The organism is Pectinatus frisingensis (assembly GCF_014076555.1).
Lineage (GTDB): Bacteria > Bacillota > Negativicutes > Selenomonadales > Selenomonadaceae > Pectinatus > Pectinatus frisingensis.
Map to the genome: position 1 here is coordinate 690,631 of NZ_CP045424.1, position 24,883 is coordinate 715,513.

Annotated in this window: 21 protein-coding genes, 1 tRNA gene and 1 pseudogene; 21 read left to right on the plus strand and 2 right to left on the minus strand. The window is 39.7% G+C overall.

Features of this window, described 5'->3' with window-relative positions; translation table 11 throughout:
- Positions 1–22: 22 nt before the first annotated feature.
- The 21 genes and pseudogenes from F8M42_RS03355 to F8M42_RS03455 all read left to right on the plus strand — a co-directional run bounded on the left by F8M42_RS03355 (position 23) and on the right by F8M42_RS03455 (position 22,656).
- Positions 23–889, plus strand: a complete 867-nt coding sequence (locus F8M42_RS03355) for an ABC transporter ATP-binding protein (RefSeq protein WP_182187964.1) — start codon at positions 23–25, stop codon at positions 887–889.
- Between the two features lie 48 nt (positions 890–937).
- Positions 938–2,410, plus strand: coding sequence for a nitrogenase component 1 (locus F8M42_RS03360; RefSeq protein WP_182187965.1), 1,473 nt, complete (start codon positions 938–940; stop codon positions 2,408–2,410).
- Positions 2,407–3,756 carry a nitrogenase component 1 gene (locus F8M42_RS03365; RefSeq protein WP_182187966.1) on the plus strand — a complete coding sequence of 450 codons (1,350 nt, stop codon included), beginning with the start codon at positions 2,407–2,409 and terminating at the stop codon, positions 3,754–3,756. Before F8M42_RS03360 ends, F8M42_RS03365 begins: the two co-directional genes overlap by 4 nt.
- A 76-nt stretch (positions 3,757–3,832) precedes the next feature.
- Positions 3,833–5,002: a trans-sulfuration enzyme family protein gene (locus F8M42_RS03370; RefSeq protein WP_196594965.1), complete on the plus strand. Its 1,170-nt coding sequence runs from the start codon at positions 3,833–3,835 to the stop codon at positions 5,000–5,002.
- Between the two features lie 2 nt (positions 5,003–5,004).
- Entirely contained in the window at positions 5,005–5,916 is a 912-nt protein-coding gene (locus F8M42_RS03375) for a PLP-dependent cysteine synthase family protein (RefSeq protein ID WP_182187967.1), read from the plus strand.
- A gap of 12 nt (positions 5,917–5,928) precedes the next feature.
- Complete coding sequence (locus F8M42_RS03380) at positions 5,929–6,219, plus strand: hypothetical protein (protein ID WP_182187968.1); 291 nt, start codon at positions 5,929–5,931, stop codon at positions 6,217–6,219.
- Between the two features lie 61 nt (positions 6,220–6,280).
- Positions 6,281–7,783, plus strand: coding sequence for a nitrogenase component 1 (locus tag F8M42_RS03385; protein ID WP_182187969.1), 1,503 nt, complete (start codon positions 6,281–6,283; stop codon positions 7,781–7,783).
- 27 nt (positions 7,784–7,810) lie between these two features.
- Positions 7,811–9,169 (plus strand): nitrogenase component 1, encoded by a 1,359-nt coding sequence (locus F8M42_RS03390; protein ID WP_182187970.1) that lies wholly within the window; start codon positions 7,811–7,813, stop codon positions 9,167–9,169.
- 52 nt (positions 9,170–9,221) lie between these two features.
- On the plus strand, positions 9,222–10,706 hold the full coding sequence (locus tag F8M42_RS03395; protein WP_182187971.1) for a nitrogenase component 1: 1,485 nt from the start codon (positions 9,222–9,224) through the stop codon (positions 10,704–10,706).
- A complete protein-coding gene (locus F8M42_RS03400) occupies positions 10,694–12,031 on the plus strand; it encodes a nitrogenase component 1 (RefSeq protein WP_182187972.1) in 1,338 nt (445 codons plus the stop codon). The genes F8M42_RS03395 and F8M42_RS03400 overlap by 13 nt, the downstream gene beginning before the upstream one ends.
- Before the next feature lie 29 nt (positions 12,032–12,060).
- Positions 12,061–13,365 carry an O-acetylhomoserine aminocarboxypropyltransferase/cysteine synthase family protein gene (locus tag F8M42_RS03405; protein WP_182187973.1) on the plus strand — a complete coding sequence of 435 codons (1,305 nt, stop codon included), beginning with the start codon at positions 12,061–12,063 and terminating at the stop codon, positions 13,363–13,365.
- 138 nt (positions 13,366–13,503) lie between these two features.
- Positions 13,504–13,701, plus strand: a complete 198-nt coding sequence (locus tag F8M42_RS03410) for a hypothetical protein (RefSeq protein WP_182187974.1) — start codon at positions 13,504–13,506, stop codon at positions 13,699–13,701.
- A 12-nt stretch (positions 13,702–13,713) separates the two neighbouring features.
- On the plus strand, positions 13,714–14,130 hold the full coding sequence (locus F8M42_RS03415) for a DUF4418 family protein (RefSeq protein WP_182187975.1): 417 nt from the start codon (positions 13,714–13,716) through the stop codon (positions 14,128–14,130).
- 5 nt (positions 14,131–14,135) lie between these two features.
- Positions 14,136–15,158 carry an ABC transporter permease gene (locus F8M42_RS03420; protein WP_182187976.1) on the plus strand — a complete coding sequence of 341 codons (1,023 nt, stop codon included), beginning with the start codon at positions 14,136–14,138 and terminating at the stop codon, positions 15,156–15,158.
- A gap of 90 nt (positions 15,159–15,248) precedes the next feature.
- Positions 15,249–16,526 (plus strand): IS110 family RNA-guided transposase, encoded by a 1,278-nt coding sequence (locus F8M42_RS03425; RefSeq protein WP_182187977.1) that lies wholly within the window; start codon positions 15,249–15,251, stop codon positions 16,524–16,526.
- Between the two features lie 427 nt (positions 16,527–16,953).
- The gene (locus tag F8M42_RS03430; protein ID WP_182187978.1) at positions 16,954–17,133 is read left to right on the plus strand and encodes a hypothetical protein; all 180 of its coding nucleotides are present in this window, start codon (positions 16,954–16,956) and stop codon (positions 17,131–17,133) included.
- Between the two features lie 11 nt (positions 17,134–17,144).
- Entirely contained in the window at positions 17,145–17,813 is a 669-nt protein-coding gene (locus F8M42_RS03435; protein ID WP_182187979.1) for an ABC transporter ATP-binding protein, read from the plus strand.
- Positions 17,814–17,884: 71 nt separating this feature from the next.
- Positions 17,885–18,244, plus strand: a complete 360-nt coding sequence (locus F8M42_RS03440) for a hypothetical protein (protein ID WP_182187980.1) — start codon at positions 17,885–17,887, stop codon at positions 18,242–18,244.
- Positions 18,245–18,310: 66 nt separating this feature from the next.
- Positions 18,311–19,541: pseudogene (locus F8M42_RS03445) on the plus strand (IS256 family transposase).
- Between the two features lie 232 nt (positions 19,542–19,773).
- The gene (locus F8M42_RS03450; protein ID WP_182187981.1) at positions 19,774–20,841 is read left to right on the plus strand and encodes a site-specific integrase; all 1,068 of its coding nucleotides are present in this window, start codon (positions 19,774–19,776) and stop codon (positions 20,839–20,841) included.
- 219 nt (positions 20,842–21,060) lie between these two features.
- Entirely contained in the window at positions 21,061–22,656 is a 1,596-nt protein-coding gene (locus F8M42_RS03455; RefSeq protein WP_229711427.1) for a transposase, read from the plus strand.
- Between the two features lie 141 nt (positions 22,657–22,797).
- On the opposite strand, the gene F8M42_RS03460 is transcribed toward F8M42_RS03455, so the two are convergent.
- Together F8M42_RS03460 and F8M42_RS03465 are read right to left on the minus strand one after the other, a co-directional pair.
- Positions 22,798–22,873, minus strand: a tRNA-Lys gene (locus F8M42_RS03460).
- Between the two features lie 831 nt (positions 22,874–23,704).
- A complete protein-coding gene (locus F8M42_RS03465; RefSeq protein WP_182187982.1) occupies positions 23,705–24,796 on the minus strand; it encodes a GGDEF domain-containing protein in 1,092 nt (363 codons plus the stop codon).
- Positions 24,797–24,883: the final 87 nt, after the last annotated feature.

A 24,883-nucleotide genomic window follows, 5' to 3' on the forward strand; every position in this document is an offset into this window, starting at 1 on the left:
TACTAAAGAGGAGTGAAACAATATGGCTGATTTTAGTAATAATGCTCCTGCAAATGACGAAATAGATAAAATTATTGCTGTAAACATCAACAGAATATATAAAGTAAAAGAAAAGGACAGCAATGAATTAGCTGAATTTCAAGCATTGAAAAATGTGAATGTGACAATAAAAAAAGAGGAGTTTTTAGTTATTGTAGGACCAAGTGGTTGTGGAAAGTCGACTTTTTTGGATATGATTGCCGGGTTAGCACATCCAACATCTGGCGAAATCTACATGGATGGGAAGCTTATTACTGGCCCAGCGCTGGATCGCGGTATTGTTTTGCAAGGATATGCATTATTTCCTTGGCGAACTATCAGGAAAAATATTGAATTTGGTCTGGAAATAAAAAATATACCTAAGAAAGAACGGACAGAAATAGGTCAGAGATTCATTGATCTTGTTAATTTGAATGGGTTTGAGGATCGCTATCCGCATGAATTGTCCGGTGGGATGAAGCAGCGTGTGGCAATTGCCAGAGCATTGGCATATGATCCTGAGGTACTGTTGATGGATGAACCTTTTGCAGCGGTTGATGCCCAGACCAGGGAAACTTTGCAGGAAGAATTACTGCGTATCTGGGAGAAGACAAAGAAGACCATTATTTTTGTTACACATAGTATTGATGAAGCAATTTTTTTATCTGACAGAGTAGTGGTGATGTCAGCTAATCCTGGCACAGTCAGAGAAGTAATCAATGTTGATCTGCCGCGGCCGCGTGACGGTATTAGGGCATCAATTGAATTTGGCAGATTAAGGCAGCGAATATGGGAATTGCTGCAGAATGGACAGCAAAATACGGCAGGAAAATTGCATACAGAAAACAGTGTTGAAGATAAAGCGGTGTGATATGGGGATTTTGTACCAGTCAGCATAACTAATAGGAGTGATTATTAGGTGAGTGTTTATCAGGATACAGATGAAGTTGAAATAAGAGAAAGAAGACTTGATTCTATTCTTTCTTATAAAGGTGATGCTAAAACCCTTGACATACAGTCAAAAAACAGGAAGGTAAATTGTCCAGGCAGTTACTATAATCAGTGCAGCCAATGTGCTGAAGGCTGCGCAGAAACAATAACCTACCATGTTATTGATGCGGCAGTGATCAGCCATGCTCCGATTGGCTGCAGTATAGGCGTATCGTCACGTCATATTTTAGGTCGTGCGGTTGCTAAAGATCGTGGATTGCCTGAGCATAATGTGCATATGATCAGCAGTAACATTGATGAGGAAGATACTGTTTACGGGGCTTCTAAAAAGTTATTTGAGGCAATATATGAAGCTGATCACCGGTTTAAGCCTAAAGCAATTTTTATTCAGGCTTCGTGTGCTTCTGGAATTATTGGGGAGGATATGGAAAGCATTGCGAAGGAGGCAGAAAATAAACTTCATTATCCGGTTATTCCTGTGTATTGTGAAGGCTTTAAATCAAATATATGGTCAACTGGCTTTGATGCAGCCTATCATTCAATTTTGCGGAAATTAGTTAAACCGGCGAAAAAAAAGCAGAAAGATTTGGTGAATATATTTAATTTTGCAGGTTCAAACACATTTATTCCGTTTTTACATAAATTGAATTTGAAGGTAAATTATTTGGTGCCAATGGCAACATTGAAACAAATTGAGACAATGACAGAAGCTGCCTGTACAGCTCATATTTGTGAAACATTGGCTACATATGTAGCTGCGGCACTGGAGGAGCAATATGGCGTACCTGAAGTTAAAGCACCAGCCCCATTTGGTATTGACTGGACAGACAACTGGATAAGAGAAATAGCAAAATATACTGATCGGTCGGAATTGGCAGAAGAGGTTATTGCAAAGGAACATATAAGGATACTGCCGGAATTGATAAAACTAAGAGGGCAGTTAAAAGGGAAAACAGTTTATGTATTATCAGGAGATGCTTTTGCCCACAATCTGGCTAATATCGCTAAGAATTTGGACCTGAACATAATTGGACTGACTACATTGCACCATGATCTGCATTTTGAAACTGACCAACAGCCAGATACATTGGGAGCACTTATTAAAAGTAATGGCAATATAAAAAATGTAACGATATGTAATAAGCAGCCATATCGCATGATCAAGCTATTGCAGGATCTTAAGCCTGATATATTGATAGTGCGGCATCCTAATCTGGCACCTATCGGAATGAAGTTAGGAATACCTACTTTAAGTGAGGGCGATGGTAATTATAGTATTGGTTATGATGGCGTATTAAAATTTGGCCGGCGGTTGTTAGAATTATTGGCAGCTAAAAAATTATTCAGCAATATTGCGATGCATGCTAAACTGCCTTACAGCAAATGGTGGAGAGAAAATGACATTAGCAATTTTGACATCAGTGAAGGTAGTGAATTATGAGTACAATAATTGAACAGCCACGCCATGGCTGCGCTTTAAGCGCTCAACAAACTGTATTGGCAATTCCCCGTGCTATGCCTATTGTTCATGCCGGACCAGGGTGTGCTTCTAAATCATTTGGTTTTGCAGCTACTGGTGCTGGATTTCAGGGTGAAGGGTATGCTGGTGGATCTCATATATCATCTACGAATACGGGAGAACAAGAAGTTATTTTTGGTGGTGAACCTAGCTTGGATAAAGAAATAAAAGGTGCACTGCAGATTTTAGACGGTGACATGTTCGTTGTATTAACAGGATGCACATCTGATATTGTAGGTGATGATTCACAGTCTATAGCTGAAAAATATGCTGCTGATGGATATCCGGTAGTTGGAACAGAAACAGCAGGATTTAAGGGAAATAGTTACTATGGACATGAAATGGTTGTAAAAGCTATTATTGAACAATTTGTAGGTAATATAGTGCCAAAAGTGCGGCGCGGTTTAGTAAATGTGTTTGCAACAGTGCCTTTCCAGGATCTTTTTTGGCGAGGCGATTTGGAAGAAATCAAGCGTATTTTGACAAAAATAGGGCTTGAGGTAAATATTTTGTTTGGTAATGAATCTGCAGGAGTCAGTGAATGGCGGGATATTCCTAACGCGCAATTCAACTTATTGATATCACCTTCTACTGGTACTGAGGTCGTAAAGCTTTTGGAAGAAAAATATCAAACACCATATCTGCAATATCCTATATTGCCAGTCGGTGGCACTGAAACAAGCAGATTTTTGCGTGAGATAGCGGCATTTGCTGGATTATCTGCTGTGAGAACTGAGAAGGTTATAAAAGAAGAAGAAAAACGTTTTTATGATTACTTGGTTTCTGTATCAGATTTTATTGGCGAATATTGGAATAATCTACCGATTGATCTATATACTGTCGGTGACAGTATATATGCACCAGGTGTCAGTTCCTTTTTGGTAAATGAACTGGGGCTTGAACCTAAGGGCATTTATTTGACTGATGAGACAAAAGAGGATTGGCAGGCAGTTATAACTGATGCTTTAGCTGAGCGCGATACCAGATTAAAAACGTCATTAGTTTTTGAGAATGATGGTGGACGTATTGAAGCAGATATACGGCAAAAGTCAGATAAAGCTAGACATTCAATTATTTTGGGCAGCTCTTGGGAAAAATTTCTTGCACTGGATATTGGCAGCCTTTATGCCTATCTCAGTTTGCCGCTTGATGAAACAGTTATTTTAAATAATTCCTATCTTGGCTATAATGGCGGACTGCGTCTTATCGAAGAAGTATATTCGGCGGTATTTAAATGCAGGCCTGCGACAGCAAGATCAATTTATTGATACTGCGTGAAGTAAAAGACATATCATGTTTCACTAATAAAATTCAAATAATTTTTTTTTAGAAAGGAAGATTTATATGGCAAAAGATCGAATGTGCGGGATCAATACAGTATTAATACATGGAGGTATAGATGGTGATAAGCGGACGGGAGCAGTAAACGTGCCGATTTATCAGACATCCACCTATAAACAGTTACACTTGGGGGAAACTACCGGGTATGAATATTCACGTACAGGCAATCCGACAAGAGAAGCATTGGAAAAGCTTATCGCGCAGTTGGAAAATGGTAAATACGGATTGGCTTTTGCCTCTGGTATGGCAGCTATAGCCGCTGCCTTTACGCTGTTCTCCACAGGTGATAAAATTTTGATTTCGAGAAATGTCTATGGAGGAACTTTTCGTATTCTGGATAAGATTTTTTCTCATTTCGGTATAAAATATGAAATCATTGATACCGGAAATATTACAGATATAGAAACAAATATAACTGAAAATGTAAATGTTAAGGCAATTTTGATAGAAACACCAACTAATCCTTTAATGGAAGTAACGGATATAGCTGCCGTCACTAAGATAGCTAAGAAGCACAATGTGCTGACGATCGTAGATAACACTTTTATGTCACCATATCTGCAGAGACCATTGACACTAGGAGCAGATATAGTGCTGCATAGTGCTACGAAATATTTGGGAGGGCATAGTGATCTTATCGCCGGGATAATAGTGGTAAATGATGAAGAGTTAGCACAAAAATTCTATTTTATCCAAAATTCTACAGGAGGAATTTTATCGCCCAATGATTCGTTTTTGCTCATAAGAGGTATAAAGACACTGGGCGTGAGGATAGAACGTCATCAGGAAAATGCAGGAAAACTTGCCAAATGGCTGCAGACACAAGACTGGGTAACAAAGGTGTACTATCCCGGACTGCCGGATCATCCCGGGTATAAGACTCAGCTTGAACAGGCTGATGGTGCAGGCGGTATGCTTTCCTTTGAAATAAAAGAAGGATATAACTATGAAGCGTTTTTGGATAATTTAAAAATAATAACACTTGCTGAAAGCCTTGGCGGAGTTGAATCACTTATTTGCCAGCCGTCATCAATGACACATGCAGCTATACCTCCGGAAATACGGAAGCATATTGGTATTACGGATAGATTGCTTCGTTTATCTGTCGGTATTGAAAATTATGATGATTTGGCTGCAGATATAGAACAGGCTGCTAAGAAAGCGGGGGCATAGTGATGAAATACTATAATGGAATTCATTCATTGATAGGAAAAACACCGCTTCTTAAGCTTAATAATATAGGGCTGTCCTCCAATATTAATGTTTTTGCCAAGCTGGAGTTTTATAATCCAGGCGGCAGTGTAAAGGATCGTATCGGAGTATTTATGCTGGATGCTATGGAAAAAAGAGGAGAGATAAAGCCAGGAGCTACAATCGTAGAAGCAACAGCAGGAAACACCGGTATTGGGATAGCACTTGCTGCATTAAATAAAGGCTATAAAGTTATATTTGTAGTGCCGGAAAAGTTTTCTGTTGAAAAACAATGCCTGATGAGAGCGTTAGGGGCAGAAATCATAAATACACCGCGTGAGGGTGGAATGCTTGGGGCAAAAGAAAAGGCACTGGAAATAAAATCTAGATTATCAAATGCTGTTTCATTCGACCAATTTGATAATCTGGATAATACGCGGACCCATTATGAAACGACTGGTGTAGAAATATATGATGATTTGGACGGAAAAATCGATTATTTTGTGGCTGGTGCCGGAAGCGGCGGTACATATACAGGTGCTGCACGTTATTTGAAAGAGAAAAACCATGAAATAAAAGGAATATTGGCAGATCCTGTTGGCTCAACACTTGGCGGTGGTGAACATAGTGATTATGACATTGAGGGAATAGGCAATGATTTTGTACCGGCAACAATGGATTTAAAACTTGTTGATAAGGTCATCAAAATTTCTGATCAGGAAGCTTTGGACGGAGTGCGGCTGCTTGCTAAACATGAAGGTATATTTGTTGGGACATCATCAGGTGCAGCATTATCAGCTGTGTTGAAATTAACTAAACAAATAGATAAAGGTAATATTGCAGTTATATTTCCTGACCGCGGTGATCGTTACTTCAGCAAAAAGATATACGGATAGGTGATGATATGTTTGGCATTTATTGAAATCCATAATCTGGGGAAATGGTTTAAAAAAATTAGGTTATTAAAAATAATAAATAATACCAAATTCATGGGAGTAATCAGCTTTTACAGCGAGAATAACCCGGTTTTTGTAATAGAGGTTAATAAGTTGAATGAACAGGTTAATAGTGCAATAACTATCAATGGGAAGGAGATAATAATTTCCCCCATGGGACAAAAAGAATGTCAAATTATGGGTAAAATACTTAAAATATTATTTTTTGCTGATATTAGATTAATTGGGGTAAATGAATTATAAAATTTGATTGTGATAGTTGAATTATTCCAGCAGCGTGATCAGATAGGAGGCTTTTAAATTTATGAAAGAAAAAATTAATCTTGATATGCCGGAGGTGCAGCCTCGTGAACAGCGCTTAGGCACAATTATTGCTTGGGATGGCGATATAGATGAACTGCATCGTCAATCTGATTTCCTTGGCAGAGCATCAGGCTGCGACAGGAAGGCTGCCTGCAAGTTATGTGAGCTGCGGGGACCATTTTCGCAGGGATCAGTATGCAGTGAACAGATGGTCGAATGCCAGGCAGGAAATGTTCGTGACGCCGTCTTGATCCAGCATGCGCCGATAGGCTGCGGCGCTGGACAAGTCCCGTATAATTCCATTTATCGCAATGGACTTGCGATGCGCGGACATAAAGTGGAAAACATCCGGATAATAAATACCAATCTCGGTGAGGATGATGTAGTTTTCGGCGCTGCCGATAAACTGCGCACGGCTATTGATGATGCATGGACACGCTATAAACCTAAAGCCATATTTATTGCTACATCCTGTGCTACTGGTATTATTGGCGAAGATGTAGACAGCATTGCCAAAGAGAAACAGGAAGAGCTGAATATTCCCGTAATACCGATGGCCTGTGAAGGGTTTCGCTCAAAGCATTGGAGTACAGGCTTTGATGCTACGCAGCATGGGATTTTACGCCAGATAGTTAATAAGCATCCGCATAAACAGGAAGATTTGGTTAATGTAATCAATCTTTGGGGTTCTGATGTATTTACACCAATGCTTGCCAATCTGAATCTAAGAGTAAATTACGTGGTCGATTTGGCTTCTGTTGATGATCTGGCAAGAATGTCAGAAGCTGCAGCAACGGTCGGGTTTTGTTATACCTTGTCGTCATATTTGGCAGCGGCTCTTGAAAAGCATTTTGGTGTTCCGGAAGTTAAAGCGCCTATGCCATACGGATTTGCCGGGACGGATGCATGGCTGAGAGAATTGGCACGGGTAACTCACAGAGAAGAGCTGGCTGAAAAGTATATAAAAGCGGAACACGCCAGAGTTCGCCCACGTATTGCGGAATTAAAGAAAAAATTAAAAGGCATAAAAGGATATGTGGCTACGGGTTCAGCATATTCACATGGACTCATTCAGGTACTTAGGGAATTGGAAGTAGAAGTAAATGGTTCATTGGTTTTCCATCATGACCCTGTTTATGACAGCGGAGATGAACGGGAAGATTCATTGGGACATCTGTTAAAGCATTATGGCAATGTAGAAAATTTTCATGTCAGCAATCGTCAGCAGTATCAATTGTATGCTTTTCTGCAGAAAGTGCATCCGGATTTTATGCTGATCCGGCATAATGGGCTGGCACCTTTGGCATCAAGGCTTGGTATACCGGCGGCTCCATTGGGTGATGAACATATAGCTATTGGCTATCAAGGCATTATAAATTTAGGAGAAACAATTTTAGATATTTTAGCCCGCAAAAAATATCATGACAGCATCAAGAAGCATGTGACGCTTCCATATACAGATTGGTGGCTGAAACAAGAGGATGCATATATATTAGCAAGATAAAAATATATTTATAAGTGTGAGGTAAAAATGAGTACATGTGAAAATACCGGTTCCGGTTCGATTAATCAGGTGAGGTACGGCTGTGCCCTCGGAGCTTTTAATTCTGTGGTTGCCATTCCTGGTGCGATGCCTATTGCTCACTGCGGTCCGGGGTGTGTCGATAAGCAATATATGAGTCTGGATTTTTATAATGGTTTTCAAGGTGGAGGCCGATCAGGCGGGGCTGTCATACCAAGCACCAATCTGCAGGAAGAAGATGTTGTTTTTGGCGGGGCAAAAAGGCTGCATGAATTAATCGAGGCCACTTTAAAAATAATTAAAGCAGACTTGTTCGTTGTTTTGAATGGCTGCATTGGTGAATTGGTGGGTGATGATGTCGGTTCTGTCGTGGAACAGTTTCAGAAGCAGGGCGTTCCTATCGTGAATGCGGAAACAGGCGGCTTTAAAGGAAATAATTTTATCGGACATGAAATTGTTGTAAAAGCTATAATAGATCAATTCGTTGATAAATATGCTGCCAAGAATGTAAAACGACAAAAAGGACTTATAAATGTATGGTCGGAGCTGCCGTTTCAAAATACCTTTTGGCGGGGAGATTTTAATGAATTAAAGAGGATCCTTGAAGGCGCAGGATTTCAGGTGAATATTTTATTCGGCAATGGTTCAGGCGGAGTTGAAGAATGGAAGCATATACCTGAAGCACAATTTAATTTAGTCGCTTCTCCTTGGCTGGGATTGTCCATAGCTCAGCATCTTAATGATAAATACGGTCAACCATATCTGCATCTGCCTGTTTTACCGATAGGTGCAGGTCAAACGGCTGAATTTTTGCATAAAGTAGTGGAATTTGCCGGCATAGATTCTAAGCAGGCAGATGAATTTATTACGGCAGAAGAAAAAGAATATTATTACTATCTGGAGCATTTTACTGATTTTTATGCCGAATATTGGTGGGGACTGCCTTCTTCATATGCTGTGGTTGGCGATAGTACGTATAATCTGGCATTAAATAAGTTTTTGGTTACTCAATTGGGGTTGTTGCCGGTAAAGCAAATTATAACTGATAATCCGCCGCAGATATATCGTGAGCAGATACGCAGCGAGTATAAAAATCTGGATAGTGATGTTTCTACGGAAGTATCATTTTTGGAAGATGGATACAGAATCAACGATTTGCTGCAGCATTTAAATTATGGGCACAGGCCACCGATTATTTTTGGCACAACATGGGAACGTGATACTACTAAAAAATTAGGCGGAAGTATTGTGGAAGTCGGTTTTCCCGCATCATATGAAGTGGTCTTGAATAAAAAGTATATTGGATATCGCGGCGCGCTTAGTTTGCTGGAAAAGATATTCACCACAATAATCAGTAAATCAGCATGAATATATTTGAAATATACATCAGTATTTTGTTCGGTGGTAATAGGAGGTCAATATGAAAAAGATAGATTTAAATATGCCGGAAGTAGCTGTCAGAGAAATTCGCCTCGGTTCGATAACAGAATTCCATGGTAATGCTGAAACCTTAGTAAAAAACTCGTGTCGCGGTAAAATGTGCGATAAAGGCCGTTCTTTCAGTCAATGCCTTGACTGTTCCATAAGCAAGGCTACATGTATGGTGGCTTTGATACAGGATGCGGCTGTTATCTGTCATGGCCCGGTAGGGTGCGCATCGTGTCTGCATGAATTTGCCTTTACTTACAGGGTCAATGCACCTTTGCGAAATGTCGCCAATCCCACACAGCGCAGGATATTTTCTACTAATATAAGCGAAGAGGATACTGTTTACGGCGGCACAGAAAAGCTTGCGGCAGCGATCAGGCAGGTGTACAAGCGTACTCAGGCCAATGTTATTTTTGTGTTATCAACATGTGCTACCGGTATCATTGGTGATGATATTGAGAGTGTGGTAGATGATGCTGAAGCAGAGCTTGGCATACCGGTAGTGGCAATTTTCTGTGAAGGATTTCGTTCAACAGTATGGACAAGCGGGTTTGATGCCGGCTATCATGGCATTGCCCGCAAATTGATAAAACCGGCACGGGAACATAAAAAAGATATGATCAATGTTATTAATTTTTGGGGAAGTGATATTTTTTCAGAATGGCTGGCAGTATTTGGTGCAAAACCAAATTATATAACGCCATATTCGACTGTAGAAATTCTGTCGCATTCATCAGAAGCTATAGCTACGATACAGGCATGTCAGACACTGGGTTCATATTTGGGTGCAGCTTTGGAACAGGAGTTTGGTGTTACAGAAATAAAAACACCGCCGCCTTATGGAATAGCGCAAACCGATCGCTGGTTCCGTGAGCTTGGCAGATTATTGGGTAAAGAAAAAGAAGCCGAGCAGCTTATTGCTGAAAAAAAAGCAGTTTATCTGCCGAAAATAGAACAGATCCGGACTAAATTGAGGGGGAAGACAGCTTATGTGACAGCAGGAGCTGCGCATGGACATGCACTGCTTTCTGTTTTACGGGAACTTGGGCTGCGGGCTGTAGGCGCTGCAATATTCCATCATGATCCAATATATGACAGTAACACCGAAGTGTCTGATGGCCTGGCACAGAGTATACGTGATTACGGCGATGTACCAAATTACGATGTCTGTGATAAGCAGGAATTTGAATTGGTAAATATGCTTAATCATTTGCATCCGGATGTTCTTTTAGCCAGGCATGGGGGAATGACTTTATGGGGGGCCAAGTTTGGCATCCCATCACTGCTTATCGGTGATGAACATTTCAGTATGGGCTATGAAGGCATTGTAAAATATGGAGAACGGCTTATAGAAGTTATGGAAAATGATGAGTTTGTGAAAAATCTTGCACAGCATTCGATAAATCCTTACACAAAATGGTGGCTAAAACAGCCGCCATATAAATTTTTGAAAGGCGGAGAAGGATGTCAAAGATAATAGAGCAGGAACGGTATACATGTGCAATCGGAGCAATGCAGAGTGTAGTAGCTATTCCCAAGGCACTGCCGATTTTGCATTCAGGACCGGGCTGCGGAATGATGGTGCGGGGATTTTTTGAACGTTCAACCGGATATGCAGGAGGAAGTACTGCTCCGTGTACTAATTTTAGTGAGCAGGAGGTCGTTTTTGGCGGAATTGATAAGCTGCACTTGAATATTGAAAATTCGTATAAGGTATTGGAAAGTGATCTGCAGGTAGTTTTTACCGGCTGTACAGCCGGTATCGTCGGCGATGATGTTGAAAGCCTTGCTGAAGAGTTTCGTGCAATTGGCAAACCATTGGTAACAGTAGAAACTACAGGCTTTAAATGTAATAATTTTGTCGCGCACAGTGAAGTTGTAAATGCGATCATAGATCAATATGTACAGCTTTTTATTAAGAATAATCCTATACGCAGTGAAAAAAACACAGTAAATTTATTTGCTTCAATACCTTATCAAGATCCATTTTGGAAAGAAAATTTGAGAACATACAAATATTTATTGGAAAATCTTGGATTTAAAGTACATATACTGTTTGGTCCGGAATCAAGCGGTGTCACTGAATGGCAACAGATACCGCGGGCAAATTTCAACATATTGGTATCACCGTGGTATGGTCAGGAAATCGTTGAACATCTTGAGGCAGTATATGGACAGCCATTTTTTAAATTTCCTCATCTGCCTATAGGAGCAAATGAGACAGAAGAGTTCTTGCATGGTGTATTAGATATTGCAAAGCATTTGGAAATAGCAATTGATTATGACAATGCAGCTGGATTTATAAATCACGAAAGTGCTGCTTATTATGAGGAAGTGGATAATTTAGCGACATTTTTGTTGGAATTTCGTTATGGACTGCCGAACCATGTGCATATAATACATGATGCCGGATACGTTGTTGGTTTGTCGAAATTTCTTTTACATGAAACAGGAATCGTTCCGAAGGAGCAATTCATAGTTGATAATACACCGGAAAAATTCCAGCAGGCAATTGAAGAGGATTTGAAAACTACATCAAGCAAAAAAAGTATTCCTTTGACATTTGAGCCTGATGCAGGCAAGGTTCAGGATATTATCCGTGGCCTTTCACACGAAGGTAGGGGACTTATAATTGGCAGTGGCTGGGATAAACAACTGGCTAAAGAGAAAAAATATGATTTTATCTCAGCATCAGTGCCATCGCCATATCGTTTGGTCCTGACTACCGGTTATGTCGGTTTTCATGGCGGACTTAGAGTTATGGAAGATATCTTTAATTCCGTATTATCTACATATAAATAGGTCATTATTTTATACGAGGAGTGATTGATTTGAGTACGAAAGATTATGGTTTTGATACTGCACAGATACATGCGGGGTATAATGCGGATGAGCATAATTATTCAGTTTCTCCGCCAATTTATCAGACTGCCGCTTATGATTTTAAAAATGTTCAGAATGCTAAAGACTTATTTACGTTCAAGGAACTGGGCTGTGTTTATGCACGTGTTGGCAATCAAACAGCAGCAATTCTGGAAGAACGAATAAAAGCCTTAGATGGAGCTTCTGCTGCATTGGCAGTTAGCTCCGGTATGTCAGCAATAAGCTATACGCTGCTTAGCTTAACTGAAGGCGGCGGGGCTATATTGACGACACCATATTTATATGGCGGTACAGTTGATGATTTTAAAAAGACATTTCCCCGTTTCAATATACGTATAGATACTGCCAAAAATATAGAAACGCCATCTGAACTGGAAAAGGAAATTAAACCTGACACTAAGGCTATATTTATAGAAAGTATCAGCAATCCTAATGGATTTTTATTGGATGTAGAAGCTATAGCTGATGTAGCGCATCGTAATGGTATTCCATTGGTGGTTGATAACACTGTGGCTACTCCGTATTTATTCAATCCATTAAAGCATGGGGCTGATATTATTGTTTATTCCGCTACCAAGGCACTTAGCGGGCATGGCAATGTCATTGCAGGCTTGATTGAAGAAAGCGGCAGATTTGATTGGAATAATGGCAAATTCCCTCAGTTTTCCAAAAAATATTGGACATTGCGTGATGAAAATAATAAACCAAGAAGTTTTCTGGAAGTATTTCCTGATGCGCCGCTGTGTTTTCAAATTAGGAGGCATTATCTGGCATATCTTGGATCAACGCTATCCGCCCTTGATGCTTATTTGGTTTTAATTGGTTTAGAAACATTATCAGAACGTGTAGCCAAACAGACTAAAAATGCCGAAAAGATTGCCAGATTTTTAGCTGAAAATGAACATGTCGAATGGGTACGTTATGCTTCGTTAAAAAACAGTCCGCACAAAAAATTAGCTGAAAAATATTTTCCAAAAGGTGTAGGTGGTTTATTGGCATTTGGGTTTAAAGGAACACAGCTGCAGCGTGAAAAATTTATCGACAACATAGCTTTATTCCATTATCACGTAAATATAGGTGATGTTCGTTCATTGCTGGTAAACTCACCACAGACTACTCATGGCGAATTAGAGCCGAATGAGAAAATAACAGCAGACATTCCGGAGAATCTTATCCGTCTTTCGCTTGGACTTGAAGATCCAAAAGATTTAATAGAAGATCTGACACAGGCATTTAATAAAGCATTTGCATAAGATAATATAGAGATTTTACTAAGTCCGTTGTTTTATAGAGAAGGAAATAAAAATGGGATATAGGGGATGGCTTTTATTAGCAGCGCTGATATCAACAGGTTGCTTGTATTTAATGTATTTAGGAGGTGCGCATTAATAATGAATTTCAATAAGTTTCTTTTGTTGGCTTTTATTATATTTATCATAGGAATTATAACACTATACAGTGGTGTAAATAGGGCACCATTTAACGGTGCAAAACCTAAAATAGGGCCAAATCAGGAAAAATGTTCTTTCCTAATAATGGACAATACAAAAAATTATATAGCAACAAATGATAAAATTTGGCATATATAAGGAGGTGAGAAAATGAAACTTTATAAGCCATTAGCATGGATTTCTTTGATAGTCAGTATTGTTTTGCTGCTTTTGCCAAGAGTGGTGCCAATATGCACGGATTTGGCAGGTGGGATGAATTCTATGCGTTGTCATTATACATATCAGGCAGAATTTTTAGTTGGTCTTTTAGCAGTTATTATTTCTTTTAGCCTGTTTGTATTACATACACTGGAAGCAAAGAAATTAGCAAGCTTTATTATCTCACTTCTAGGCATTATTGTTACTCTTTTACCTCAACCATGGGTCATTGGCATTTGTGTTCATCCAGCTTCAGCATGTCATAGGACAACAGCCATTACAATTTGCCTTGGTATTATCCTTGTTTTGGTCAGTATAATTCAGCTTTTTTTGCTTTCTAAACAAAAAACATCTCAAGTAGAGGGATGATAAATATGGCATTTTTGATTTGGCAAAGTCTCCTGCACCGTAAGCTGCAAAATATGGCAATTGTTTTTTCTGTTGCTATTGGTGTAGGAATTGTATTTTGTATTATACCGATATTTTCCGGTGTTTCCAAGGGCATGGATTTATCAAGGCAGCGCATGGGAGCTGATATTGTTGTGGTGCCTGGTAATGCGGTAATGGAGGAACCCAGCTTGATATTGTTTAGCGGTGCGCCGGTTAATATATATATGCCTGAAAATATAACAGACGCAATACGAAAAATACCGGGCGTCAGCAATGCAACACCACAATTCTTTACCCATACATTGACGGCTGACTGCTGTTCTGTAGGCGACAGTATCCGCCTTATCGGTTATGACCCACCAAGTGACTGGATCATATCGCCTTGGTTAAAATCAGTTCGCCCTGATGGACTTCAGTCTGATGAAGTAATTCTTGGAGCTAAAGTTCAAAACATTTTAGGTGACAAAATAAGTATTTTGGGACAAATGTTTAAGATAGTAGCTGTACTGGAAGAAACAGGCACAAGTATGGATTATTCTATATTAACAAATATAGATGAAGCAAGAAATCTGGCTGCCAATAATCCACAGCTGAAAATAGCACTAAAAGATGTGGGCCCGACTGATGGATTGATTTCAGCTGTAATGGTAAAAGCTACTGAAGGAGCAAATTTGGAAAATATTGTAGAAAAAATTCAAGGAACAGGCTATGTCCATCCTATTGTGGCTTCAGAAGTAAAAAAGCATATTAATGATCAATTCAATCTTTTGCTATACCTATTAGGCGGTACAGGTATTTTGATTATTTTATTGTCGATATTCCAATTGTTTTCGCGATTCTATACATTGACGTGGGAGCGCCAGGCTGAATGGGGATTATATCTGGCATTAGGGGCGTCAGGGCGTGATATAGCTGTAATTGTCATTGGCGAGGCAATAAGTGTTGCTTTAGCAGGAACTATAATCGGTTTATTTGCAGGAGGAGCATTCCCGTTAAGTAAAAAATAGCGGGTTTGCAAAAAAAGAATACCTCACGTAGAATAAAGATTGTTAACCTGACCAGTTAATAAATCTATATTCAACGGAGGCATCCTTACTATGAATTATACACAGAATGAAAAGATTGAGCAAATCGCAGAAACAACTTTGGTAGTCGGCGTCGACATTGGCAGCAGAATCCATTATGCGCGTGCCTTTGATTGGCGAGGACGGGAACTGAGTAAAGTCCTGAAATTCGCTAATTGCAGAGACGGTTTTGACCGCTTCCACAAATGGATTGTGGAACTGCAGGCAGCACAGAAAAAAGATAAAGCTGTAGTCGGAGCAGAACCTACGGGCCATTACTGGTTCACGCTCAGAGATTATCTGGAGGCAGCTAGCATTCAGCTGGTACTCGTCAACCCGTATCATGTAAGGCAGAGCAAAGAAATGGATGACAACAGCCAGACAAAGAACGATCGTAAGGATCCCAAGGTGATCGCGAAGCTTGTTACGGAGGGCCGTTATGGCGTGCCGTACAGTCCGAAGGGCGCATACGCAGACCTGAGAATCATGTCGCCAATCCGCCAGCGGACGATGGAGCAGCTTATCAGCTGTAAGAATCGTCTAAATCGGTGGTTTAGCATATATTTTCCAGAATATGAGCAAGTCTTTGGCAGCTTTGAAGCCAAGAGCAGTATCATTCTGCTAAAGAAAGCTTGTATGCCAGCAGACATCGTAGAACTGGGAGCAGAGGGAGTCAACCGCATATGGCGAGATGCAAAATTGCGTGCAGTGGGAATGAAACGGGCAACGACCCTGATGAACGCTGCCAAAGTAAGCATAGGCCAGCGGCAAGGCTCCGAAGCGGCCCGGATGGAGATGGAACTCCTGTTGGAAGAATATGAACACCACAAGGTACAGTACGAGAAAGTCATGGAGAAAATCCAGGAACTGTGCAGCAAGATACCAGAAAGCAAGCAAATGCTAGCCATCAAGGGAATAGGGCTCATCACGGTAGCCGGGTTTCTGGCAGAGGTAGGAGACGTGAGGCGTTTCGACTCACCAAAGCAAATACAGAAACTGGCGGGACTCGCATTAAAGGAAAACAGCTCAGGAAGACACAAGGGGCAGACGACCATCAGCAAGCGAGGAAGGGCTAGGCTTCGAGCCATATTATTCAAGGGCGTCATCCCGCTGATCGCGAAGAACGAGGAGTTTCGTAGCATCCATGCGTATTACATTGGTCGCCCAGAGCATCCTTTAAAGAAAAAACAGTCCGTAATAGCCGTAGGATGTAAGCTGATCCGTATCTTTTATGCCATATTGACGAAAAAAGTAGTCTATGACGGACAAAAGATGTTGGAGGATATCCATCGGCCGCTCAAGGCCGCCTGAGCAAGAAAAGAAAATCTTTTGGGAAAACGTCCACCGAAAGGTGCCAGAAGAAAATAGATGCACAACAGCATAAGCAAAGAGCCGGTAGTCAGAAATTATTCCATTAGAGCAGAGACTCAGTCGAGGAGCATCCAGACACCCATATGTGGACAGGCCGAACGAGGGAATTCAGGACACTGGAAACAGAGGATCCCGTTAGACATAGGAGGTTGTGCCGCCGCAGGAAAAGTGGGCAAAGAGACGGCCTTTCAAAAAAAGAAAACAACGACGTTCTCTTTGTTGTACGCAAAAACCTGCGAATCCGAGCAGTAAATGCAGGATGAAGCCACATTGATAGCTCTTTTGTTTATGAAAAAGTGAGAAAAACAGAGATTTAAAGAGAAAAAGCAAGATTATATAAGGAGGATTATACTGGGCGGGGTTATGGTTGCTGAAGGCTCATCAATCATTTCCATTTATCAATCCATCTGGTGCTTTTTTCACTATACTGTCTTTGGCAATGCTTGTCGTGTTTTCCTGCATAGGAGCTTTAGCTGCATGGATACCTGCTTATCAAGGCAGTCATATTGATCCGAGCACTATTATGACTCGCGGCGAATTTGATTAAGGAGACTGATTATGGCTGAATTATTTGAACTTCGTGATGTAAAAAAAAATTACGCCGGAAATACGATATTAAATGGGATATCATTATCTTTGTTTAAGAAACACATTATTGCCATTACCGGAGACTCAGGTGCTGGAAAGACTACTTTATTGTCAATTATGGGACTTTTGCAACAACCAAGTTCAGGACAAATATTTGTTAATGGAACAGCAGTGAATAAACTACAGCTTAGTGAGCAGGCTAGGCTTAGAGGAAAATATTTTGGCTTTGTTTTTCAACGGGCAAGATTGATTGGATCATTGTCAGTTCTGGAAAATGTGCTTGTACCAGCGCATTTTGCCAAAACTGAAGATGATGTTATAAAGAGAGCCAAATTTTTATTGGAAAAATTTGACATGTCAAACCGTTTGAATTACAAACCGCAGGAACTTAGTGTCGGTCAGATGCGGCGTGTTTCACTGGCAAGAGCATTATTGTTTAGACCAAGCATTATTTTAGCAGATGAACCAACAAATGATCTTGATCCATCGTTGGCGGAAACTGTGGCTGAATATTTTTTACAGATACGTAATGATGGCACATCTGTTGTTATAGTAACGCATGATTATGTCTTGGCAAATCGTGCTGATCAGGTGTTTCGTTTGGAACATGGGCAATTATCACAGGTTACACATGCATAATATTTAATGAGTGCTGCACTAAAAGGGGGAACAATGATGAAAAGGTTTTTTTATTATCTACAGTATTAACAATGGTGACATTATTTATTTTGGGAAGTTCTGTTTTTGCTGAGGGACTCAGTGTCACTATAGTTAATGATTCGGGATTTAATTTAAGCGATTTAGCTATTAGTCCAGCGGGAACTAATCAGACGGGAAATGATGTTTTAAAGGATGCGATGCTTGGAGATGGACAAAGCAGGCAAGTGGTATTTGATAATTATGACACTTCTATTGTCAGCTGGGATATCATTGGACATGACTGCTGCGGTGAGGAACATGACTGGCAGGGTGTGCAATTGAGCCAAGGCCAGGCAATAACACTGAATAATACCGGTAAAGATGGAGCAGGAACAATGAATATGAAAGAGCCTATGAAAAAATCTCTGTAAACAAACTTCCACTCGAAGTCATAAGGTCTTCTATGGTACAATCTAATCATAGGAGGCCTTTTTATCATGGCAAAACAGCGGAAAGAGATTCACAAGGTTGAAATGACCGATGGGAAGCGGGCTATTATCCAGCAGCTCTTCCAAGAGTATAACATCGAGAAACCAAATGACATCCAAGATGCCCTGAAGGATCTGCTTGGCGGCACCATCAAAGAGATGATGGAGTCTGAAATGGATGAACACCTGGGCTATAGCAAATCGGAACGCTCCGACAGCGAGAACGCCCGCAACGGTTATAAACCAAAGCAAATGAACAGCAGTTATGGCAGCTTTCAGATTGACGTTCCTCAGGATCGGCAATCCTCATTCAAGCCACAGGTTGTCAAGAAGCGTCAGAAGGACATCTCTGCCATTGACCAGAAAATAATTTCCATGTATGCCAAAGGGATGACGAACAAACAAATTTCTGAAACCATTGAGGATATCTATGGGTTTGAGGCATCAGAAGGTTTCATATCGGATGTCACTGACAAAATCCTACCCCGGATTGAAGAGTGGCAGTGTCGACCACTTGCCAGCGTCTATCCTATTATCTTTATTGACACCATTCATTTTTCGGTACGTCACGACAGTATTGTCCGCAAGTTGGCTGCATATGTTGTGCTCGGTATCAATGAGGATGGCTACAAAGAAGTACTCGCCCTTGAAGTCGGTGAAAATGAAAACAGTAAATACTGGCTGGGTGTTCTGAACGGTCTGAAGAACCGTGGCGTGCAGGATATTCTTATCCTCTGCTCGGACGGACTCACAGGGCTTAAGGAAGCGATTGCTGCAGCCTTCCCAAAAACAGAACACCAGCGCTGTATTGTGCATATGGTACGTAATACCCTTAAATATGTAACCAAAATTTTGCCAGAGATCTTCGGACGAGATCTATACTGCTCCTGACGAAAAAACTGCTGTCAGACGGTTAGAGGAAGTAGATAAGAAATGGACGTCCCAGTATCCAGCAGCCATGAAACGGTGGCATGATCACTGGGATGTCATAACACCAATCTTTAAGTTTTCGATAGACGTTCGTACAGCTTTCTATACAACGAACACCATTGAGAGTTTAAATTCTTCCTACCGCCGTTTAAACCGTCAGCGAAGTGTTTTCCCAAGTTCACAGGCTCTGCTTAAGGCTTTGTACCTGTCCACTTTCGAGGCTGCCAAGAAATGGACTATGCCACTTCGGAATTGGGGAAAGGTAAGAGGTGAACTGGTCATCATGTACCCTGACAGATTACTGGCATGACAGTCCTAGCAAAATGACGATTTATTAACTCTTTATTAACTATCATAGAAGACCTTATTTACAGACTTTTATTCATAGTCCCTATTTCTACGGCTCCAGGCATTAAAAAAATAGCGTAATAAATATTAACAACTTAGTAGGCAGCTGACCTTTAGCTGCCTTTTTAATCTAAAGGAAGGGTTTAAAATAGCGATAGAACAGCGTGGTACGGATAGTTGGCGCATAATTATTTATGAAGGCTATAACTAACAATGGGAAAAAGCAGCGCAGGACGAAAACAATACATGGAAAAAGGATTGACGCAGAGCGCGAAGAAAAGATAATGATTGGTGAACTTGCCAAACAGCCATCAAAATTTACAAACCAAATGAAACTGCATGACTTTTTTCAATATTGGCTGGATAATTTTGCTAATGAGCATCTGGCACCAAAAACAGTTTTTGAGTATACTAAACTTTTTAAGCGAATAGATGCTGCTTTGGGACATAAGGCTTTGGATAAGATAGAACCAAGGTATTTATTGTTGTTTTATGCCAATCTAAAAGAGGCCCCACGCTTGGATGGCAGACCAGGTGGGCTTGGTGAAAACAGTGTTAGGAAACATCATGTATTTTTGCACTTACTCTTGGAAAAAGCGAAACGATGGGGATTTATATATATTAATCCAGCAGACAATGTTGATTCTCCAACATTTCATTATAGAAACAATAAAAAAATATTGAATTTATCAGAACTGAATCGGTTTATGTGTCTATTGGATGGTGAACCTTTAAAACACCGGTTATGGGTCCTGTTAGAAATATCTTTAGGCCTTCGTAAAGGTGAGATGTTTGGACTTCAATGGAAACATGTTAATTACAAGGAGAAGGCAATAACGATAAGTCAATCGGCACAATATTTGCCTCAAAAAGGTGTATTTATTAAAAGCACTAAAAATAAGTCATCCAATAGAATAGTATCAATGCCTGATGTCCTTATTCAATGTCTAAATAGTTATGAAGAAGAACAGAAAAAAATTGCAGTATCGCTGTCAAATAAATGGGAAGGTAGAGATATATCAAACTGGCAGGATAATTATATCTTTACTACTTGGAACGGACATCTGGCACATCCGGATTCGATAAATTCTTGGCTAAGTAAATTTGTGAAGAAACATGATCTTCCTCACATATCACCCCACAGCTTTAGACATATGGCTGCTACTTATTTAATTAATGCCGGCGTAGGTCTTGCCACAGTAGCTGGTAAATTAGGCCATAGCAACTCAACAACCACTCAGGTGGTTTATGTCACCTATTAAAACAGTCAGAGCGTGAGACAGCTAACATGATGGATAATATTTTAGCACCGCTTACAATATTTAATATAAATGATTCAGATAAAAAATAATTTAACCAGTTTTATAATCTTGGACCCCAAATTTGGACACCAAGGCAACAAAAAAAGGGGGCTGTGAAATAAAGTCCCAATAAAAACAAATGAGGATCACTGGCTGGAAATAGCCGGTGGTCCTCATTTTGTGGTAAAATTTTACGTACCAATGAAAAACATTACCCCTAATCATTCTAAAGTAAAACAGGCAGTTTTGCCACTATTTATTTCAGATTATCTGAATATCTGTGATCCCGTGCTGGTTTTTGACCGATTTATGGAGGGAATCGACTTGGAGAAGTACCTGAAAAATGTTCCGGAACACGTTACCGGACGCATCAGATACAACCCGACCAGTATGTTGAAAACAATCTTATTTGGATTTATGACAAATGGATATATCTCTCTGCGCGAACTGGAAGATTGCTGTAAAGTCAATCTTCGCTTTATGTACCTTATGGATCATGAGACACCTTCTTACCGAACTTTCGGATATTTCATCGAAAATATGCTCAATCCATCGGTTGAGGAATTGTTCAGCGATATCAATAAGAAAATCTTTGCCGAAGATCATGTGGATTTGAGCCATCTGTATATCGATGGTTCGAAATTTGAGGCAAATGCCAATAAATACAGCTGGGTATGGAAGAAAGCAACTGAAAAGTCCAGATACAGGCTTTTTGAAAAAATCACCGGGTTACTTGATGAAATCAACGATGATCTTGCCGGATTTAATATCAAAATTGATACGAATTCCGAATATGTTCCTGAATACCTGAATGAAGTAACAGATCGGTATGCCAAAATCTATGAAATAGATGAAACAAAATTTGTCCATGGAAAAGGCCATCGAAAAACATCCCGGCAGCGCTATTACGAACGGCTTCAGGAATATACAGCCAAACTCAAAGAATATGTTGAAAAAATAACTATTTGTGGTCCAGACCGGAACAGTTATTCCAAAACAGATCACTGTGCGACATTCATGCGGATCAAGACAGATTATATGGGCAACGACCAGCTCCTGCCAGCCTACAATGTTCAATTTGGTATTGCAGATGAATACATAGCTGTAGCTGATGTAAATCAATACCGTGCAGACATGGATTGTTTTGTTCCCTTACTGGAGAAATTTCATAATACCTACGGATTTTATCCAAAGTATCCCGCAGCTGACGCAGGCTATGGTTCATACAACAATTATATTTACTGTGAGCAGCACGGGATGGAAAAATACATGAAATTCACGATGTACAAGAAAGAAACCACAAATGCGAAGTATCGAGAGAATCAGTTTCGCCCAGTAAATTTCAAGATTGATGAAGAAGGTACTCTGCGTTGTCCCGCAGGACAGGCATTTCATCTGCAATACAGACAAAATGTAAAAGGAAATCGATACGGACGTCAGGAAGAAGTTTACCAGTGCGAAAATTGTACAGATTGTCCTTATGGTGCCGAATGTAAAAAGACGGACAAAAACAGGACGATTCGTCTTAACCAGGAACTAACCTCTATGCATCAAGAAGTTGTGAACAACTTAGAAAGCATTCAAGGAGCGCTTCTTCGTATGAATCGCTCGATTCAATCTGAAGGTACTTTTGGGATTATGAAAAATAACCGCTGGTACAAAAGAATTATTCGAAAAGGCCTGGAACAGGTACGTTTAGAGATTTTCCTGGTTTCCATTGGGCACAATCTTTATAAATACCACAATAAAAAACTACGCTTGAAGAAAGCCGCATAAACTGTAGAAAAGCAGTTTTTATGGGGAAAGGGGGATTATGCCATTTTTTCAGTAATTGCCTGCTTGTTGCCTCAAATTGTATAGAAAAAGAGGCTGTGGACAAAATGATTTCTCATTTTGTCACAGCCCCCTTGAATTTACTGGTGACCCACCGGGGAATCGAACCCCGAACCTGCTGATTAAGAGTCAGATGCTCTGCCAATTGAGCTAGTGAGTCAAATTGTTAAGTACTCCATCGAGTACCTTATAAATTATAAGGGATGAATTGGTGAAATGCAAGCTTTTTTTTAATTATTATAAAAACCTAAATTGCAAGGTTGATTGTATAATGAAATCGGACATATAAAAAGACAGGCAAAAGCTATATGGTAGAATGTTTTTAACCACAAAACAATACCAAAGGAGTTTTTGCCATGTCCCAAAAAGATTCTATCATAAAATGCCGTTCTTTTAAACACTTAACCGCATTTCAGCGAGGACAAATTGAAGCTCTCTTGATGCACAAAATGTTTCTAAGACAAAAATTGTCGAGCAGGTAGGCATAGCACGCTCCACCCTTTATGAAGAACTGAAGCGCGGTACAGCCCCACAACTAAAAAGTGACTTGATGTCTTACAAATGCTATTTTGGTCTTACCGGTCAGACTATCTATAAAAAGAATCGCAAGGCCTGTCGTAAGCCGTTTAAGCTAAAGCAAACACAGGCATTTGTAGAGTATCTTGAACATGAAATTCTAAAAAACAAGCTTTCACCCAACTGTTGCTGGGAATGATACAGTGGTGTATTTTGCGCATCTCTATTCTTCTGGTGGGCGCGGCACAAATGAGAAGCAGAATTCTTTGGTGCGACGTTTCATTCCTAAAAGAAAAGACATGTCTAACGTGACTCATTAATAAGGTAGAGGAATGGATTAACGAGTTACCACGAAAGATGTTTGGATACCGTTCTCCTCAAGCGCTTTTTGACGAACGATTATCCATGCTAAATATTTCCATATAGTTTTTGATAAAGTATCCGATTTGCCATTGCAATTAAGGAACTCAGTCATTTAGTTATCATCGTAAACTATTGTTTTGTTTCTACCACTGGATTTTGCTGAATATAATGCGGTATCAGCCTGCTTAATAAGTAAATCGGGTGTGGTAACTGAAGTCGGGATGATATGTGAGACACCAATACTGATAGTTATTTTAACATGATGCTGACTGTTGTCTACAAGAAAGACAGATTCAATAGTCTTTCTAATATTTTCTGCTAATGTTTTTCCACTTTTTGCTGAAAGGCCAACCAAAGTTATAATAAATTCTTCTCCTCCATAACGAGCAACAGAAACATTGTTCAAGTGAGATTTTTGTTCAATAATTGCCGCAGTTTTACTTAAAATTCTGTCTCCGAATTGATGACCATAAGTGTCATTGAATGTTTTAAAGTGATCTATATCAAGCAGGCATATTGTCAAATTTTTCTTTTGCTTTGAACAAATGTACCAATTCCTTTTTAAATTGTTATCAAAATAACGTCGATTGTAAAGTCCTGTTAAAGGGTCTATGTTTGCAAGATAAAAAAGATGATATTCATTTGAGTACATTTTTTGTGAAAAATATATGCCAATAAAGTTAACAAATATCATACCCATGTAAAAACTGCCAAAACCAAGTTCAGTTGGTGGAGTTTTATATAACATATATAAAATTATAGAAAAAGTACTTTGTAAAACTGGAGGAATAGTACGTAGTACATTATTATATTGAGGCATTATTAAATACATTGCCAGAAGCATTGGAACTTCAATTACAGAAGAAAGATAGTACGTTGTCGGCCTGGTAAAATCTGAAAAAGTACACATGACAGCAATACCGATTTCCCAGAAGAATACATAAAGATAATGATTTCTATTAATAGGTTTATGTTTTTGGGAAATAAGCCATAACAGGAAGTATATGGATGAACATATTATAATACCACGCATGATATAAACAACTATGCTGATAATAGTTATGCCCCGGCTGTTAAATAGGCAGGCATCATGGAAACTGCCGACAATGGTCAATAAAAGCATCATACTGATAAATATAATGCTGCTTTTGATGTCTTTTTGCCAATGATTATTATAATAATCAAGCTTATTAACTCGTATCAATTAAATATCACCTAATTAAAGTTTTACACCAAAATTGCCAATAATTAAAAATAGTAAATGAAAAATCATTAAAACAGTGTATCTGCC